At 55.8% G+C, this 16591-nt stretch carries 15 protein-coding genes; 7 read left to right on the top strand and 8 right to left on the bottom strand.

The features are described 5' to 3' along the window. Positions 1 to 72 precede the first annotated feature (72 nt). Both ABD920_RS01090 and recJ read left to right on the top strand, forming a co-directional pair. Positions 73 to 1884, top strand: a complete 1812-nt coding sequence (locus ABD920_RS01090; protein ID WP_345156282.1) for a tetratricopeptide repeat protein — start codon at positions 73 to 75, stop codon at positions 1882 to 1884. A 250-nt stretch (positions 1885 to 2134) separates the two neighbouring features. Next, positions 2135 to 3841, top strand: a complete 1707-nt coding sequence (gene recJ, locus ABD920_RS01085; RefSeq protein ID WP_345156281.1) for a single-stranded-DNA-specific exonuclease RecJ — start codon at positions 2135 to 2137, stop codon at positions 3839 to 3841. A gap of 31 nt (positions 3842 to 3872) precedes the next feature. Here recJ and ABD920_RS01080 read toward each other — a convergent pair whose 3' ends face one another. Both ABD920_RS01080 and ABD920_RS01075 read right to left on the bottom strand, forming a co-directional pair. Beyond that, positions 3873 to 4442 (bottom strand): hypothetical protein, encoded by a 570-nt coding sequence (locus tag ABD920_RS01080; protein WP_345156280.1) that lies wholly within the window; start codon positions 4440 to 4442, stop codon positions 3873 to 3875. 229 nt (positions 4443 to 4671) lie between these two features. Continuing rightward, on the bottom strand, positions 4672 to 5445 hold the full coding sequence (locus ABD920_RS01075; RefSeq protein WP_345156279.1) for a glycoside hydrolase family 25 protein: 774 nt from the start codon (positions 5443 to 5445) through the stop codon (positions 4672 to 4674). 249 nt (positions 5446 to 5694) lie between these two features. Between ABD920_RS01075 and lptB the strand changes: the two genes are divergently transcribed. Genes lptB through ABD920_RS01060 form a run of 3 tightly spaced genes read left to right on the top strand, consistent with a single transcriptional unit; the run spans position 5695 to position 8400 of the window. Next, on the top strand, positions 5695 to 6426 hold the full coding sequence (lptB, locus tag ABD920_RS01070; protein WP_345156278.1) for an LPS export ABC transporter ATP-binding protein: 732 nt from the start codon (positions 5695 to 5697) through the stop codon (positions 6424 to 6426). Between the two features lie 43 nt (positions 6427 to 6469). Then, on the top strand, positions 6470 to 6850 hold the full coding sequence (locus tag ABD920_RS01065; RefSeq protein WP_345156277.1) for a four helix bundle protein: 381 nt from the start codon (positions 6470 to 6472) through the stop codon (positions 6848 to 6850). Between the two features lie 38 nt (positions 6851 to 6888). Continuing rightward, the gene (locus tag ABD920_RS01060; RefSeq protein WP_486357925.1) at positions 6889 to 8400 is read left to right on the top strand and encodes a GH3 auxin-responsive promoter family protein; all 1512 of its coding nucleotides are present in this window, start codon (positions 6889 to 6891) and stop codon (positions 8398 to 8400) included. Positions 8401 to 8723: 323 nt separating this feature from the next. Here the strand turns inward: ABD920_RS01060 and ABD920_RS01055 are convergent, their stop codons facing one another. The 4 genes from ABD920_RS01055 to gltX form a co-directional block, all read right to left on the bottom strand. After that, positions 8724 to 8918 (bottom strand): hypothetical protein, encoded by a 195-nt coding sequence (locus ABD920_RS01055; RefSeq protein WP_345156275.1) that lies wholly within the window; start codon positions 8916 to 8918, stop codon positions 8724 to 8726. 124 nt (positions 8919 to 9042) lie between these two features. Next, positions 9043 to 9810 (bottom strand): TIGR00266 family protein, encoded by a 768-nt coding sequence (locus tag ABD920_RS01050; RefSeq protein ID WP_345156274.1) that lies wholly within the window; start codon positions 9808 to 9810, stop codon positions 9043 to 9045. A gap of 135 nt (positions 9811 to 9945) precedes the next feature. After that, positions 9946 to 10320: a hypothetical protein gene (locus tag ABD920_RS01045; RefSeq protein WP_345156273.1), complete on the bottom strand. Its 375-nt coding sequence runs from the start codon at positions 10318 to 10320 to the stop codon at positions 9946 to 9948. A gap of 139 nt (positions 10321 to 10459) precedes the next feature. Further along, positions 10460 to 12001, bottom strand: a complete 1542-nt coding sequence (gene gltX, locus ABD920_RS01040; protein WP_345156272.1) for a glutamate--tRNA ligase — start codon at positions 11999 to 12001, stop codon at positions 10460 to 10462. A gap of 182 nt (positions 12002 to 12183) precedes the next feature. Between gltX and ABD920_RS01035 the strand changes: the two genes are divergently transcribed. Beyond that, positions 12184 to 13203 (top strand): YihY/virulence factor BrkB family protein, encoded by a 1020-nt coding sequence (locus ABD920_RS01035; protein WP_345156271.1) that lies wholly within the window; start codon positions 12184 to 12186, stop codon positions 13201 to 13203. Positions 13204 to 13319: 116 nt separating this feature from the next. Here the strand turns inward: ABD920_RS01035 and ABD920_RS01030 are convergent, their stop codons facing one another. After that, on the bottom strand, positions 13320 to 13700 hold the full coding sequence (locus tag ABD920_RS01030) for a RidA family protein (RefSeq protein WP_345156269.1): 381 nt from the start codon (positions 13698 to 13700) through the stop codon (positions 13320 to 13322). Positions 13701 to 13751: 51 nt separating this feature from the next. Here ABD920_RS01030 and ABD920_RS01025 point away from each other — a divergent pair, with 51 nt between their 5' ends. Next, complete coding sequence (locus ABD920_RS01025) at positions 13752 to 14429, top strand: 3-hydroxyacyl-CoA dehydrogenase family protein (RefSeq protein ID WP_345156268.1); 678 nt, start codon at positions 13752 to 13754, stop codon at positions 14427 to 14429. A gap of 309 nt (positions 14430 to 14738) precedes the next feature. On the opposite strand, the gene glmS is transcribed toward ABD920_RS01025, so the two are convergent. Next, positions 14739 to 16574, bottom strand: coding sequence for a glutamine--fructose-6-phosphate transaminase (isomerizing) (gene glmS, locus ABD920_RS01020; RefSeq protein ID WP_345156267.1), 1836 nt, complete (start codon positions 16572 to 16574; stop codon positions 14739 to 14741). Between the last annotated feature and the right edge of the window lie 17 nt (positions 16575 to 16591).

Below are 16591 nucleotides of genomic sequence, written 5' to 3'. Positions count from 1 at the left end.
TGCCGCTTCCTCTGTGCCTTTAGTGGCTGAAGCATATATAAACGCGCACCTCCTCACCGTTCTAAGAAGACTATGCAAAGACTATGTTATATCCTTTTCCCGCTGCTGCTGCTGTTGGCAGTACCTGCGGCCCGGGCACAGCAACAGGACCTGGAGCTGGCCCGCCAATATATGAGCCAGGGCGATTACGACAAGGCCGAGTCCTTGTATAGCAAGCTGATAGACGAGCAGCGGCTTTTCGGGGCGGTGTACCCGGATTACCTGAAGGTGCTGCTGGCGCAGCGCAACTACAAAGAGGCCGAGAAGCTGGTGAGGAAAACCATAAAGCGCAACCCCGGCAACCCTGCCTACGAAGTGGACATGGGCCTGGTGCATCAGGCCGCCGGCGACAAGGCCGCGGCCGCGAAGCAGTTTGATAAGCTCATTGCCGGGGCTACAACGGAGTCGGTGGTGGGGGTGGCCAACGCGTTTATGCAGAACGAGCTCTACGACTATGCTGAAAAAACATACCTGCGGGGCCGCCAGCTGGCCAACGACCCGATGGCTTACAACCGTCCGCTGATGGCGCTCTATATGTACCGGCAGAAGACAGAAAACCTGCTGGCGGAGGCGCTGAACCTGCTGCAGGCGGATGAGAATGAGCTGGGCCACGTGCAGAACATGCTGCAGAACAGCATGCGGGACGAGAAGAACTTCGATGCGCTGGAGAAAGAGCTGATCCTGCGGGTGCAGCAGAACCCGGACAAGCTGGCGTTTAATGAGCTGCTGATCTGGCTCTACGTGCAGCGGCGCGATTTTTACGGCGCCCTGCTACAGGCGCGCGCCGTAGACAAGCGCACCCGCAGCGGCGGCACCCGCGTGATGGAACTGGGGGCCATCAGCCTGAAGAACGAAGACTACCAGGGGGCCATAGAGGCATTTGAGTACATCGTGGAGGAGTACCCCGAGGGGCCTTACTACCTGGTCGCGCGGCAGCGCCTGATAAACGCCCGCGAAGAGCAGGTGCAGAACACGTTTCCGGTGAGCCAGGAGAAAGTACAGGCCCTGTTGGCGGACTACGAGGCGCTGCTGAGTGAAGTGGGCCGCAGACCCGAAACCGTGGAAGTGCTGCAGCATATGGCCGGCTTATATGCCTTCTACCTCGATGACAAGGAAAAGGCGATCGCGCTGCTGCAGGAGGCCATTAACATGCCGCGGGCAAATACCAGCCTGGTGGCAGACAGCAAGCTTACCCTGGGCGATATATACCTGCTGAAGGGGGAGCCGTGGGAGAGCACGCTGCTGTACTCGCAGGTGGAGAAATCGCATAAGGAGACGCCGATCGGGCACGAGGCCAAGCTGCGCAACGCACGCCTCAATTACTACAAAGGCGACTTCGAGCTGGCGCAGGCCCACCTCGACATCCTGAAGCTGGCCACCAGCCGCGAGATTGCCAACGACGCCATGGACCTGAGCCTGCTGATCACCGACAACACCGGCCTCGACACCTCTACCACGGCCATGGAAGAGTACGCCGCCATTGACCTGCTGGTGTTCCGTAACAAGCTGCCCGAGGCGCAAGCCGCCCTCGATGCCATGCTGCAGAAGTACCCCGGCCACAGCCTCACCGACGAGATATACTTCCAGAAAGCCAGCATATATGAGCGCACTGGTGATTTTGCGAAAGCGGTGGAGAACCTGCAGCAGATTGTGAGCAACCCGCAGTACGACATCCTGAGCGACGACGCGCTTTACCGCTTGGCCTATATATACGAGGAGAACCTGCAGGACAAGGAAAAGGCGCAGCAACTGTACAACGACCTGCTGGTAAAACACCCGGGCAGTATTTATGCGGCCGAGGCCCGCAAGCGCTTCCGGAAGCTGCGCGGCGATAAGGTAAACTGAGGCTGCCTAGCTGAAGAAGATAAACAGGATGAGTATAAAAAGAAGGAAGAACCCATACATGATCAGGTCCAGGGAATAATTCTTATACTTTTCGAAAAGATCTTTAAATCGTTTCATGGGTTAGCCTGTTGTATCACTGCAAAAGTACGAAAATCAAAGCAAAGGAGACGGAGCAGCCGGGCACCTTCGCTCAAAAATCCCTTAAAATGGCTACCTTTACAGCCGAACGTTTGTAGTGTAGCAGAAGCATATGGAGAAAAGGTGGGTATATAGCCAGGAGGCACCGGCAGAGATCGTAGAGCAACTCACAGAAAGCCTTAAAATCAGCCCCACCCTCGCCAGCATCCTCTGCCAGCGCGGCATCTGCACCTACGAGGAAGCCAAAAGCTATTTCCGCCCCGCCCTCTCCGCCCTGCACGATCCCTTCCTGATGAAGGGCATGGACAAGGCCGTGAACCGCCTGAACGAGGCGTTGCACAAAAGCGAGAAGATACTGGTGTACGGCGACTACGACGTAGACGGGACCACCTCCGTGGCGCTCATGTACGGCTTTCTGCGCGGCTATACCCACCAGATTGATTTTTATATACCGGACCGGTACAAGGAAGGCTACGGCGTGTCGCAGCAAGGCGTTGACTGGGCGGCGGAGCATGGCTTCTCGCTTATTATCTGCCTCGACTGCGGCATCAAGTCGGCTGACAAGGTGGCGTATGCCGCCGAGAAAGGCATCGACTTTATTGTATGCGACCACCACCTGCCCGACGAAGACGTGCCGCAGGCCGTGGCCGTGCTTGACCCGAAGCAGGTAGACTGCCCATATCCTTTTAAGGAATTGTCGGGGTGTGGCGTGGGCTTTAAGCTGATCCAGGCCTTCTGCCTGCAGAACGACATTGACCAGGAGGAGGCCTACAAACTGCTGGACCTGGTGGTGGTGAGCATTGCGGCGGACATTGTGCCCATCACCGGCGAGAACCGCATCCTGGCCCACTTCGGGCTGCGCCACCTCAACGGGCCGCAGCCGATGCGCCCGGGGCTGGACGCGCTGAAGGAGTTGGCCGCCATCAATTACGAGATGGACATATCCAGCATCGTGTTTGGTTTTGCGCCCCGCATCAATGCCGCAGGGCGCATGGGCGACGCCAAAAACTCGGTGCGCATGCTGCTGGCCCAAACCAAGGACGATGCCTTCCGGATGGCCGACATCATCAACGAGTCGAACAAGGCGCGCCGCACCAAAGACACCGACATCACGAAAGAGGCACTTCAGATGATCGAGGAGGATGATTTCCTGAAGTCGGCCAATTCCACGGTGCTGTTTAAGGAGACGTGGCACAAAGGCGTGATCGGTATTGTGGCCTCCCGCTGCATCGAGAAATACTACCGCCCCACCATCATCCTTACCCAGTCTAACGGCAAGGCGTCCGGCTCCGCGCGCTCGGTGCACGGCTTTAATGTGCACAATGCCATCGAAAGCTGCTCCGATTTGCTGGACCAATTTGGCGGGCACATGTACGCGGCCGGCCTTACGCTGCCCGTGGAGAATGTGCCCGCGTTTCGGGAGCGGTTTGAGGAAGTAGTGGCCAGCACCATCACCGAGGAGCAGAAGATTCCACAGATACAGATCGACGGCAAGATCAAGCTGAACCAGATCACCCGCAACTTCTACAACATCATCCGGCAGATGGAGCCCTTCGGCCCCGGCAACATGGGGCCGGTGTTTGTGTCGGAGTGCGTGTACGACACGGGCAGCGTGCGCGTGGTGGGCGACTCGCACCTGAAACTGCGCCTCACGCAGGACGGCTTCTTCAGCATCGATGCCATCGGCTTCGGCCTCAGCGATTACTACCACGTCATCTCTAAAGGCATCCCGTTCGATGTGTGCTATACCGTGGAAGAGAATGTATATAGGGGCGTGATCTCGCTGCAGCTCCGCATCAAGGATATCCGGGTAAAATAAGTAAGGCTCCGATAGCCGCCGCTCTTGTTCCTTAATCGATTGTGTGGACGGTGACTGCCCCCGCGTTGGCGAGCAGTTCTTCCTGCGTTACCTGGCGGAACGACATTTTATATCCCTGGTAAAGGGCAATGCCGTAGAAAAGCACATCCATTGGCGAGAAGGTCTCCACCATAAGTGCCGGTACGGCACTGAAGTCCAGTGTCTGCAGCACCTCCAGGTAGCCTAGCCCGAACTCCTCTGCTACAAAGCCGCATGTGCTCAGGAAATTACCCAATGCGCAGCCAAACAGCGCCAGCACGGCCCCCGCCACGCCAAAAGCCTTGTCGATGCCCTGCCCCGTGGTGCGGATGGTGTAGCCTACTGCAAAGCCGATGGCAACCGCCATATACCCGATCTGATACCCTGTGAGCACCGTGACGGCAGCCCAGGCCACAGCCCCTGCCACCGCGGCCAGAAAGCCTGCTAAAATCCCAAGGAGCAAGTTCTGCTCCATGCTTAGCCGGCGCATGTACTGTTCCAGTTTATGCTGGTCGAGGGGAAGGGCAGTGGCGGTTTCGGTAGCTGTTACTTTTTCCGCTAACGCGTGTAGGGGTGTTTCCATAAAGCTGGTTATATAGTGGTAGGGTTGAAAGCGCACATATAAGCCAGGGCCTGCCAGGAGCAGCGACGGCATCAGGATCAGGGAAAGAGCAGCGGGTATTCGGAATGCGTTATATTAATCTTGGCAAAAGGTACAATTAATTATTCTAATATACCAATAATTTGATATAATAATATTCGCAATCGCAGAGAAAAGTGGACAGGACAGGTGCTGAGGCTGCAAAAGCCGCTTATGGCAGCGGGTACATATGCTTCAGCCGATTCAGGGGGCTGGTCTGCGTCTCCTGCGCCACCATATCCGGGATGCACAGCTGGCCCAGCGTCTCGATGTCGCCGACGAAGTAGTTTACGTCCACGGCCGTGTTAATGCCTGTGATTTTCCCCCTGTCGGTGTGCTGCCAGAACATCCAGCTGTCAGTAGGATGCACCTCGGGCTGCACTGTGCTGTAGCGGGCAATCCAGAAATGATAGTCATTGAAATGACCCTGCAGGTAGCGGCGGTAATAGTTCTGGCTGGTGTAGATGATGGGCCTTACGCCATAATGCGCCGTTACGGCCTCCAGCCACGTTTTGATGCCGGCGCGTAGCTGCGTGGGGCTTACCTTCGGGTCCGATACCTCCACGTCCAGCACGGGGGGCAGGTCGCCAGCCTCCAGCACAACGGAGTTCGTGAAAAGCTCGATCTGACACTGCACAGGCGCCTCCGGCTTGTAGAAATGGTAGGCGCCGCGCTTGATGCCGTGGCGCTTCGTCTCTTCCCAGTTGCGCGAGAAAAATGGGTCCTGCCTGAAGTCACCCTGCGTGGCTTTCACGAAGGCAAAGGCTACTTCGGCTTCGCTCACAAGCGCCCAGTCCACGTGTTTCTGCCACCGCGAAACATCTATGCCTTTAATGGCCGTGGCAGGGGTGAAGGTTTTAGACGTTGTTGTCTCCTTAGTCTCGTCGTTGGGGGCCGCTGCGGGGGCCTCCGGCGCCAAACCAGTGTAACCTGCGAGCAACAGCATGCCTGAGAAAGCGAGTTTCTGACCAGCTGAAAGAAGTAAAGGCAAAAGCATAAGTAACAGCGTTGAAGATGAAGCGAGTTTTAAGTTATATATTAAAACCCGCTTATACAATACCACATCCGTATGTTTATACAGATTATTGTATAAATTTTAATAGCACACGGGGCACGTAAGGCGTTAAGGAGGAGGCAGGGGCGGTGCGGCCACGCGCCGTTGCAGGATGCCGCCTTTATGCGTAATTTAGCCACAATGATACTACGAGCAGAAAACCTGATAAAGAAGTACAAATCGCGTGTTGTCGTGAACGATGTGAGCGTGGAGGTAAACCAGGGGGAGATCGTGGGGCTGCTGGGGCCGAACGGCGCCGGGAAGACCACCTCTTTCTATATGATTGTGGGTTTGGTGAAACCGAACACCGGCAAGATATACCTCAATGACGAAGACATCACCAACCTGCCCATGTACAAGCGCGCGAAGCGCGGGGTGGGCTACCTGGCGCAGGAGGCCTCGGTGTTCCGGCAGCTGACGGTGGAGGAGAACATCCTGGCTGTGCTTGAAATGACGAACCTGCCCAAGCGGGAGCAGCACGAAAAGGTGGAGGCGCTGCTGGAGGAGTTCTCACTGACGCATGTGCGCAAGAACAAAGGCATTGTGCTGAGTGGCGGGGAGCGCCGCCGCACCGAGATTGCCCGTGCCCTGGCCGTAGATCCCAAGTTCGTGTTGCTGGATGAGCCTTTCGCCGGCGTGGACCCCATCGCCGTGGAGGAGATCCAGAGTATCGTGGCCAAGCTCAAAAGCAAGAATATCGGCATCCTCATCACCGACCATAACGTAAACGAAACCCTTTCCATCACCGACCGGGCCTACCTGCTCTTCGAGGGCAAGATCCTGAAATCAGGTACTGCCGAAGAGCTCGCCGCCGACGAGCAGGTGCGCCGCGTATACCTCGGCAAGCACTTCGAGCTGAAGCGGAAAATTTGATTGCTGATTGTTAATTGCTGTTTGTTTTTCGTACTGCATGTTTATGGATGAGCGAAAACATTTGCAGCTAAATGACATTGATGCCTACAAGGTGTCGTTTGGCCTGAGCAACTATATATGGCTTAGAGCAGAACGTTGGGAACACTTCTCAAGGAGCACCGTTGGTATCCAGTTTGTGAAGGCTGTAGACAGCGTTTCTGCCAACATTGCAGAGGGGTTTGGTCGTTATGGCAAAAAAGAGAAGATACAATTTTTCAGATATGCCCGTGGATCTGTATATGAATGCCTCGACTGGAATGAAAAATGCAAGGTTAGGAAGCTGCTGACACAGGAAGAGTATGATGAGGTTTTCTCTGTACTGCAAAAGATGCCGAAAATGCTTAACGCGTTGATAAAGGTGACAAACGACAACTTAACCGTATAGCCAACAAACAATCTTCAATCAACAACCAACAATCAATTTTGGAAATAATAAACTCTATAGTGACGTGGGTAATGAAGAAGCGGATCCATGACATCGATCTGTTTCGGAAATACCCGCACGACGTGCAGGCAGAGCTCTTCCAGAACCTCATCGGCACAGCCAAAGACACCGAGTGGGGCAAAAAGTACGGCTACGGCGAGAAGCTGTCGGTGCGGGAGTTTCAGGAGCGGGTGCCGGTGAGTGACTACGAGGCACTTTACCCCTATATAGAGCGCGTGATGATGGGGGAGCAGAACCTGCTGTGGCCCAGCAAGGTGGAGTGGTTCGCCAAATCGTCGGGCACCACCAACGCCCGCAGCAAGTATATCCCCGTCAGCCCGGAGTCTTTGGAGGACTGCCACTACAAAGGCGGCAAGGACATGCTCTCCATTTACGTCAACTTATATCCTGAAACAAAGCTGTTCTCGGGCAAGGGCCTCTCCATTGGCGGCAGCCACCGGCCCAGCGAGCTAAACGCGAAGGTTTCCTGCGGCGACGTGTCGGCGGTGATCATGCAGAACCTGCCCATGTGGGCCGAGGCCATGCGCACGCCCCCGCTGAAGGTGGCCCTGATGGACAAGTGGGAGGAGAAGATTGAGAAGATGGTAGAGATAACGGTGGAGGAGAATGTGACCAGCATGAGCGGCGTGCCCACCTGGACCTACGTGCTGCTAAAGCGCATCCTGGAGGTGACCGGCAAAAGCAACATCCTGGAAGTGTGGCCCAACCTCGAGTTGTTCACGCACGGCGCGGTGGCGTTCGGCCCCTACCGCCAGCTCTTCCGCGACATCATCCCCTCTGCCCAGATGAATTATTTGGAGGTATACAATGCCTCAGAAGGGTTTTTTGGGATACAGGACCAGGCGGGCACAGAGGATGAGATGCTGCTGATGCTGGATTATGGCGTGTACTACGAGTTCATCCCGTTGGACCAGTTTGAGGAGGAGCAGCCCAAAACGCTGACGCTGGACCAGGTAGAGCTGGGGAAAAACTACGCTATCGTCATCTCGACCAATGCCGGTTTGTGGCGCTATAAGATCGGCGACACGGTGCGCTTCACCAGCCTCAACCCTTACCGCATCAAAATATCAGGCCGCACCAAGCACTTCATCAACGCCTTTGGCGAAGAGGTGATCGTGGAGAACGCGGAGGAGGCCATCACCAAGGCATGTGAGGCCACCGGCGCCGTGATCACCAACTTTACGGCGGCCCCGATGTATATGGAGAGCGGCAAGCGCGGCGGCCACGAATGGGTGATCGAGTTTGTGAAAGAACCGGATAGCCTGCCGCGCTTCACGCAGGTGCTGGACGAGACGCTGCGCGAGGTTAACTCTGACTACGACGCCAAGCGCCAAAACGACATCGCCCTGCAGGGACCTTTGGTACATATGGCGCCCAAAGGCACTTTCATGAACTGGCTGCGCCACAAAGGCAAGTTGGGCGGACAGAACAAGGTGCCCCGCCTCAGCAACACCCGCGAGTACCTGGAGGAAATCCTGAAGGAGTTCTGAGTTCCGAGTCATGAATTCTGAGTTGAAAGGAACTTCTATATATATAGTGCCCTCGCTCGCCTCTGGCGAGTGTGAATTATTGGGTGGCGTCACGCCACGTTACCCAACATAAAGAAATATGTAAAATTAGGTGGCCAGAGGCCGAAGGATAGCCCACACTCGCCAGAGGCGAGCGAGGTTAAACCTACAATAGATTTGATGATGGGATGAGTCACGGTTTCTGAGCCGAGAAGAAATACCTATATACACACAGCGGCCCCGGCAGATGATTTCTGCAGGGGCCGCTGCTTTCAGGTTACGGTAGCTACGAACGGAAGGCCGCTTTAATTTGTAAGCGCCGCAAGTACTCCCAAGCCAAGGAAGATCAGCAGGCAGATGTTTGCCAGAACCGGCACCTGCTTATCCTTGATTTCCTTATAACGGACAATGTTTAAAGTAAGGATACTGAACAGGATAAGGTTCATCATCGTCAACGCCTTGTTTAAGGTGCCCCGTGTATTCCTGATTTGTATTGTCATAGTCTAAGTGTCTTGAGCACTTGAATATGCTCTTAAAAATTGGTTTCGAAATAAGTTGACACCGGAAATGTTAACCTGGGGTAAACGCAAACAGGGTCCGGATACGTGATGAAGGGAAATCCTTCTACTCCAGGAAACTGCTGAACATGCCGCCTTCTTTCTTCGTGTTCTCGCCGTGCGGCATCAGGGCCTCTATCAGCTTCTTCACCGGCATCGACTGCAGCCACACGCGGCCCGTGCCGCGCAGCGTGGCCAGGAAAATGCCCTCGCCGCCAAATATCATCGACTTTAATCCCCCGGCACGCTGCACACTAAAATCAATGCCCTCCTCAAAAGCCACCACGCAGCCGGTGTCCACGCGCAGGGTCTGGTTATTCAGTTGTTTCTCTACCACAGTGCCGCCGGCGTGTATAAAGGCCATGCCATCGCCCTGCATCCGCTGCAGTATAAAGCCCTCGCCGCCGAAGAAGCCGGAGCCTAGGCGCTGGTTAAAATGAATGCTGAGCTTGGTGCCCAGGGCGGCCGCCAGGAAAGCGTCTTTTTGCGTGATCAGGCTGCTGTTGCGCATCTGGCGCAGGTCGATGGGCAGAATGGTGCCCGGGTAAGGAGCCGAGAAAGCCACCCGGCTTTTGCCGTAGCCGCGGTGCGTGAAGTGGGTCATGAACAGCGATTCGCCCGTGATTAGGCGGGAGCCTGCCGAAACCAGCTTGCCGAAGAAGCCCTGGCTGGGGTTGGAGCCGTCGCCCATCTTGGCCTCAAACTCAATGCCCTCTTCCATATACACCATCGCGCCCGCCTCGGCAATCACCGTTTCCTGCTGGTCCAGTTCCACTTCCAGCATCTGAATGTCGTTGCCGAATATCTTGTAGTCGATCTCGTGAGAATTTGTCATAGTTATATTAAGGTTAGTTAAAAGATGCGGTATGAGTATACAGAACGCAATATGTCGCTGTTTCTATATAGGTCGCAAAACTTTACCAGAACCGGCTCAGCTACAAGCGGGGCACTTTTAATGGGCTTGCCATGGTCAGGCCTCGTCTTCCTCCTCCGCATCATCTTCTTTCCCTTTCTTCCCACGGCGTGCTTTGGGCAGGTCCTTGTCGTCTTCGTCATCAGACACGGCGTTGGTGCTGCGCACAAAGTCCTCGTCTGTTTCTTCCACTTCCTCGCTTTCCTCTATGCGGTACGCCTCCTCTTCCTCGCGCTTGGCCTTTTCGGCGGCATCCCGCTTCACCAGCTTTTTGTCCTCCACATTGCTGTTCAGGAACTCGTTTATCTTGTCGATGCTGTAGTTCGAGATGATCTCCCCGTGCTCGTTCACCTTTATCTCGAAGCCCTCCAGGTCCTTGTGCACCTTGGATTTCTTCTTGCTGCTCTTGTTCTCTTTTTTATTCTTAGCCATGATGTTTCCGGTTTGTACTTCTGTTGTATAAGCTATGCAGCAATAATTTGTTGCATAGCAGGTCCAAAGCAGAAAATAAAAAAGGCTAACCGCAGTGGTTAGCCTTCCTGTTTATATATAGCTTATATATAAGCTGCGGTTACGCCGCCGCATATGGGCTCAGCTTTTCGATGGCTGCCCCGATGCGCTGCGCGGTCTCCTCGCGGCCAATCACCTCGATGATGTGCATCAGGTCGGGACCCGCCTCGGCGCCCGTCACCGCCAGCCGCAGCGCCTGCATCACCTGGCCCAATTTCATGCCGTGGCGCTCCAGGATGCCGTTCAGTAAATCTTTTACCGTATCGGCGTTGAAGTTCTCCAGCGTGGGCAGCTCATTCTTGAAATCCTCAAAAACAGCGACAGATGGGCTGTTCCACTTCTTGGAGGCCACTTTCTCGCTGTACTCTGTGGGGGCCACGAAGAAATACTTGGCCTCCTGCCAGAAGTCCTGCGGGAAGGAAACACGCTCTTTCATCAGCCCGGCGATCTTCTCGGCCTTCTCCTGCGAGGTGGTGATGTTGTGCTCCTCCAGCGCCTGCAGCAGGTAGCCGGCCAGTTCGCCGTCGGGTTTGGCGCGCAGGTACTGCTCGTTAAACCAACGGGCCTTCTGAATATCGAAACGAGTGCCGGACTTGCCGATGCGCTCCACGGAGAACTCCTCGATCAGTTCCTCCATGGAGAAGATTTCCTGCTGCGTGCCGGGGTTCCAGCCCAGGAAGGCCAGGAAGTTGGTGAACGCCTCCGGCAGGTAGCCGCTCTCGCGGTAGCCCGACGACACCTCGCCCGTATTCGGGTCCTGCCAGCGCAGCGGGAACACCGGGAAGCCCAGTTTGTCGCCGTCGCGCTTGCTCAGCTTGCCGTTGCCGTCGGGCTTCAGCAGCAGGGGCAGGTGCGCAAACTCCGGCATGGTGTCTTCCCAGCCCAGGTAGCGGTACAGCAGCACGTGCAGCGGCGCCGACGGCAGCCACTCCTCTCCCCGGATCACGTGCGTGATTTGCATCAGGTGGTCGTCCACGATGTTGGCCAGATGGTAGGTCGGCATGCCGTCCGATTTCATCAGCACTTTGTCGTCGATGGCGGAAGAGTGCACCATCACCCAGCCCCGGATCATATCCTTCAGGCGCACTTCCTCCTTGCGGGGCACCTTCAGGCGGATCACATACGGGTCGCCGGACTCCAGGCGCTTCTTCACCTCATCCTCGGGCAGGGTGAGCGAGTTTTTCATGGTGGCGCGGGTGATGGCATTGTACTGGGGCGTAGCCACCTTGGCGGCTTTCAGGCGATCGCGCATCTCATCCAGCTCCTCCGCCGTGTCGAAGGCGTAGTAGGCGTGCCCGCTCTCAATCAGCTGCAGCGCGTACTGCATGTACATGGGCTTGCGCTCCGACTGGCGGTACGGGGCGTAGGGGCCGCCGTTCCAGGGGCTCTCGTCCAGCTCAATGCCGCACCACGCAAGCGACTCGCGGATATAGTCTTCGGCACCCGGCACAAAGCGGTTCTGGTCGGTGTCCTCGATGCGCAGGATCATTTTGCCGCCGGTTTTGCGGGCCAACAGGTAATTGTAAAGGGCCGTGCGCACACCGCCTATATGGAGAGGCCCGGTCGGGCTGGGGGCAAAGCGTACTCTAACTTCTCGTTCCATGTATCTTTCTGATTCAGATCGTTCAATTTCGGCACAAAGGTACAAAATAAAGTTCGTTTCGATAAGTTCTGGGGCTGCAAAGGCGTATGCGTTTAAACCGGACGGGCTACAACCGGCTAATACATCATAAACATAATCAGGTAATTGCGTATCTGCTTAATAAAGAACCCTAAAGCTACCGGATGGTGAAAAGCCGATTGAATATTGTGTGGGGCCTGTTAAAGGAGACGATGCTGGAGTTTATGGACAACAACTCCTGGCAGAAAGGGGCCGCGCTGGCCTATTATACTGTTTTCGCCCTGCCACCCATGATCATCATCATCGTGAGCGCCGGCGGGTACTTCTTCGGGAGGCAGGCGGTGTCCGGGGAGATCTACTACCGCATCAAGGAGCTGATCGGGACGGAGGGGGCCTACTCGGTGCAGAAGATGGTGGAGAACGTAAACCAGTTCTCGGACCTGAGCCTGGCTGCGCTGGTGGGCGTGGTTGCGTTTTTTATTGCGGCAACGGGGGTGTTTATCTCGCTGCAGGATTCCCTGAACGAGATATGGTACGTGAAGCCCAAGCCCAAGCGCGGTTACGTGAAGCTGGTGCTGGACCGGTTCCTTTCTTTCGGGATGATCCTGGTCATTGCCATTGTGCTGCTGCTCTCGCTCCTGGCCAATGCCATACTGGTGGCCATCGGCGACTTCCTGACGGTGCGTTTTGCAGGGTGGGTGGTTTACCTGCTGCACCTCGCCAACCTGGTGTCGGTGCTGGTGCTGATGTCATTCCTGTTTGCCTGTATATATAAATTCCTGCCGGATGCCAAGATAAAATGGCGTGATGTGTGGGTCGGGGCGCTGGTTACTTCGCTGCTCTTCGTGCTTTTCCGGGGCCTCATCGGGTTTTACCTGGGCACCAACGACGTGGGCTCGGTATATGGCGCGGCGGGCTCGGTGGTGGTGATCCTGACATGGGTGTTCTTCACCTCCCAGATTATCTTCTTCGGCGCCGTGTTCACGTTTGTGTACTCCCGCAAGTATGGCTACAACATTTACCCGTCAGACTATGCCGTGCGCGTGATCCGGAGACAGGTGGAGGTGGGCAACTCAGCCGTTAACGCGGAGCCGGGCATACATGCACAGGAGGTTTACGGGGAACTGGAGGAGGCAACCGAGAAGAAAGACGAAGGTGCCACCTCGCAGGGAGAGAACATCTGAGCCAAAAAGCAGCTGCAGCAGGCGATGTTGGTGAAAACGCCAACATGTGCACAAGGGCAAAGGCAGCAGGAATACCGGCTGCCTTTGCCCTTGTGACTTGTGAAAATGCGGTTGCTTTACTTTGCTGCGATGCAGGAGATCTCCACGTTCACGTCTTTTGGCAGGCGGCTTACCTCAACGGTTTCGCGGGCGGGCGGGTTGCTGCTGAAATAGCTGCCGTACGTTTCGTTGATGCGGCCGAAGTTGTTGAGGTCTTTCACGAAGATGGAGCACTTGAGGACGTGCTCAAACCCCATGCCCGCCTCCGCCAGGATAGCCTGCAGGTTCTTCATCACCTGGTGCGTCTCGCTCTCAATGCTGTCGCTGATCAGGTTGCCGCTCGCCTGGTCCAGCGCGATCTGGCCGGAAACGTACAGCGTGCCGTTTGCCAAGGTTGCCTGGCTGTAGGGGCCGATAGGGGCAGGCGCCTGCGGGGAGGTGATAATGGTGTGTGCCATATATGAATTCGTTTAATATTGTATCTTTACTATCAAAAGTACTGAATTTATATGCACATAGTTGTTTTGTCGGGCCCGGAAATGGCCGCGGAGTTTAAGCAGAAGTTCCCGGAGGGCAGGGAGGATGTCTCCTTTTCGTTCCTGAGCAACCTTAGCCTGCTGGATGAGCAGTGCAAGCATTCGGATGTGGTGTTTGACTTTTTGCTGCACCGGCAGCCGGAGCGCCTGGCGCAGTACGCGCCAGGGCAGGTGGTGTTCTGCAGCGCCGCCACGGTGCAACTGGCGGCGCTGGTGCGGGAGGTGGAACTGGAGGCCCCGTGCACGCTGATTGGGTTTAACGGTCTGCCAACTCTGCTCAACCGGCCGGTGCTGGAGGCAAGCCTGCTTAACCCGGAGCACGAGGCGAAGCTAAAGGAGGTTTGCGCAGCCTTAGGCACAGAATACCTGCTGGTGGAAGACAGGGCGGGCATGGTGACCCCGCGCCTGATCTGCATGATCATCAACGAGGCCTGCTACACCCTGCAGGAGCAGACCGCCAGCATCGAAGACATCGATCTAGGCATGAAACTGGGTACCAACTACCCCAAAGGGCCTTTTGAGTGGGCAAACGAGATGGGCGTGGAGCATGTGTACGAGGTGCTGCAGGCAGTGTATGAGGACACCAAGGACGAGCGGTACAAGATATGCCCGCTTCTGAAGACAAAGTACCTGAAAGGAGAGAAGTTCTGAGGGCCCTCAATGGAAGGGCACCGGCACTGCCGCAGCTACCATGTCAGGCTGTTGATCGCTGAGACAATCATGAGCCCTATATAACCATTGAACAAGTAATACCAAGTCGCCTAAACCCCTCTTACATATATGGCTTCATTCTTTTGAGTTAGAGGGGAGAGGTATTTTAACTGTAGCGATGGAAGGGTGTATATATCATCTGGTATAAGCCATTCAAACATACAGCAGCCAGACTTTCATCACATTTTATATATAACAGAAAAGGGCCGCTGAAGAGCGGCCCTTTTCTGTTATATATAAAACCCCCGTCTATTCCACAGTTACAGACTTGGCCAGGTTGCGGGGCTGGTCGACGTTGCAGCCGCGCATCACCGCAATGTGGTACGACAGCAGCTGCAGCGGAATCACAGACAGCAAGGGCATTAGCGGTTCGCTTGTCTCCGGAATCTCGATCACATAATCCGCCATCGACGGAATCGTGGTGTCGCCTTCTGTTACAACGGCAATCACCTTTCCTTTACGGGCTTTCACTTCCTGCACATTCGACACGATTTTCTCGTACGAGCTGTCCTTCGTGGCGATCACCACCACCGGCATGTGCTCATCGATCAACGCGATCGGCCCGTGCTTCATCTCTGCAGCCGGGTAGCCCTCTGCGTGGATATAAGAAATCTCCTTTAGCTTGAGCGCGCCTTCCAGGGCAACCGGGAAGTTGTAGCCGCGGCCCAGGTACAGGAAGTTTGTCGCATCTTTGAATTTCTCAGCGATTTCCACAATCTGATCGTTCAGCTGCAGGGCAATCTCTACCTTCGCCGGGATGTTCTCCAGTTCCACCATCAGCTGGTGCAGCTTGGTAGTCTCCAGCATGCCGCGCTTGCTGCCGATGATCATGGCGATCAGCGTGAGCACGGTTACCTGCGCCGTAAAGGCCTTCGTGCTGGCCACCCCAATCTCAGGGCCTGCGTGCGTATAGGCTCCCGCATCCGTGGCCCGGGCAATAGACGACCCCACCACGTTGCATATACCGAAGATCGTGGCGCCCTTTGACTTCGCCAGTTCCAGCGCAGCCAGCGTGTCCGCCGTCTCCCCGGACTGTGATATAGCGATCACGATGTCTTTTTCTGTGATGATCGGGTTACGGTAGCGGAATTCGGAGGCGTACTCCACTTCCACCGGGATGCGGGCAAAATCCTCGATCAGGTACTCGGCCACCAGCCCGGCGTGCCACGAAGTGCCGCAGGCCACAATGATGATGCGCTTGGCTTTGGCGAACTTGTTCTCGTACTCGCGGATGCCGCCCATCATCAGGTGGTCGCTTTCCGCGATCATGCGGCCGCGCATGCTGTCGAGGATGGAGCGCGGCTGCTCGAAAATCTCCTTCAGCATGAAGTGCTCGTACCCGCCTTTCTCAATCGACTCCAGGGCCATCTCGAGGCGCTGCACGTAAGGTGTCTGCTTCACGTCCTCCTTCGTGCGGATATCTAACTCGCCGTTGTTGATCACAGCCAGTTCGTAATCGTTCAGGTATACCACATCATTCGTGTACTCAATGATCGGCGTGGCGTCGGAGGCCAGGAAAAACTCGCCTTCTCCGATGCCCACTACCAGCGGGCTGCCTTTACGCGCGGCTACTAACTGGTTCGGGCTGTCCTTGGCCAGCACCACAATGGCATAAGCGCCCACCACCTCGTGCAGGGCCAGCCGCACCGCCTCCGGCAAGGTGCAGTTGCTGTTGGTGCGGATGTCCTCGATCAGGTTGATGAACACCTCAGAGTCCGTGTCGGACTTAAACGTATGGCCTTTCTCGAGCAGGAGCTTCTTCAGCGAAGCGTAGTTCTCGATGATGCCGTTGTGGATGATGGCGATGTTGCCGGAGGTAGAGTAGTGCGGGTGCGCGTTCACGTCGTTTGGCTCTCCGTGGGTGGCCCAGCGGGTGTGGCCCATGCCGATATGCCCGTGCGTGTTCACGTCCTGCAGCGCAGCCTCCAACTCTGCCACTTTCCCTTTTTTCTTATAGATGTTGAGCGTGCCATTCATCAGCGCGACTCCGGCGCTGTCATAGCCTCTGTACTCCAGTCGTTTCAGGCCTTTTAGAATAACCGGGCAGGCTTCTCTGTGCCCAACGTATGCTACAATTCCACACATAATGATCAGAATTAAAT

The organism is Pontibacter saemangeumensis (assembly GCF_039541895.1).
GTDB lineage: Bacteria > Bacteroidota > Bacteroidia > Cytophagales > Hymenobacteraceae > Pontibacter > Pontibacter saemangeumensis.
This window is presented reverse-complemented; position numbering and strand designations above follow the sequence as displayed.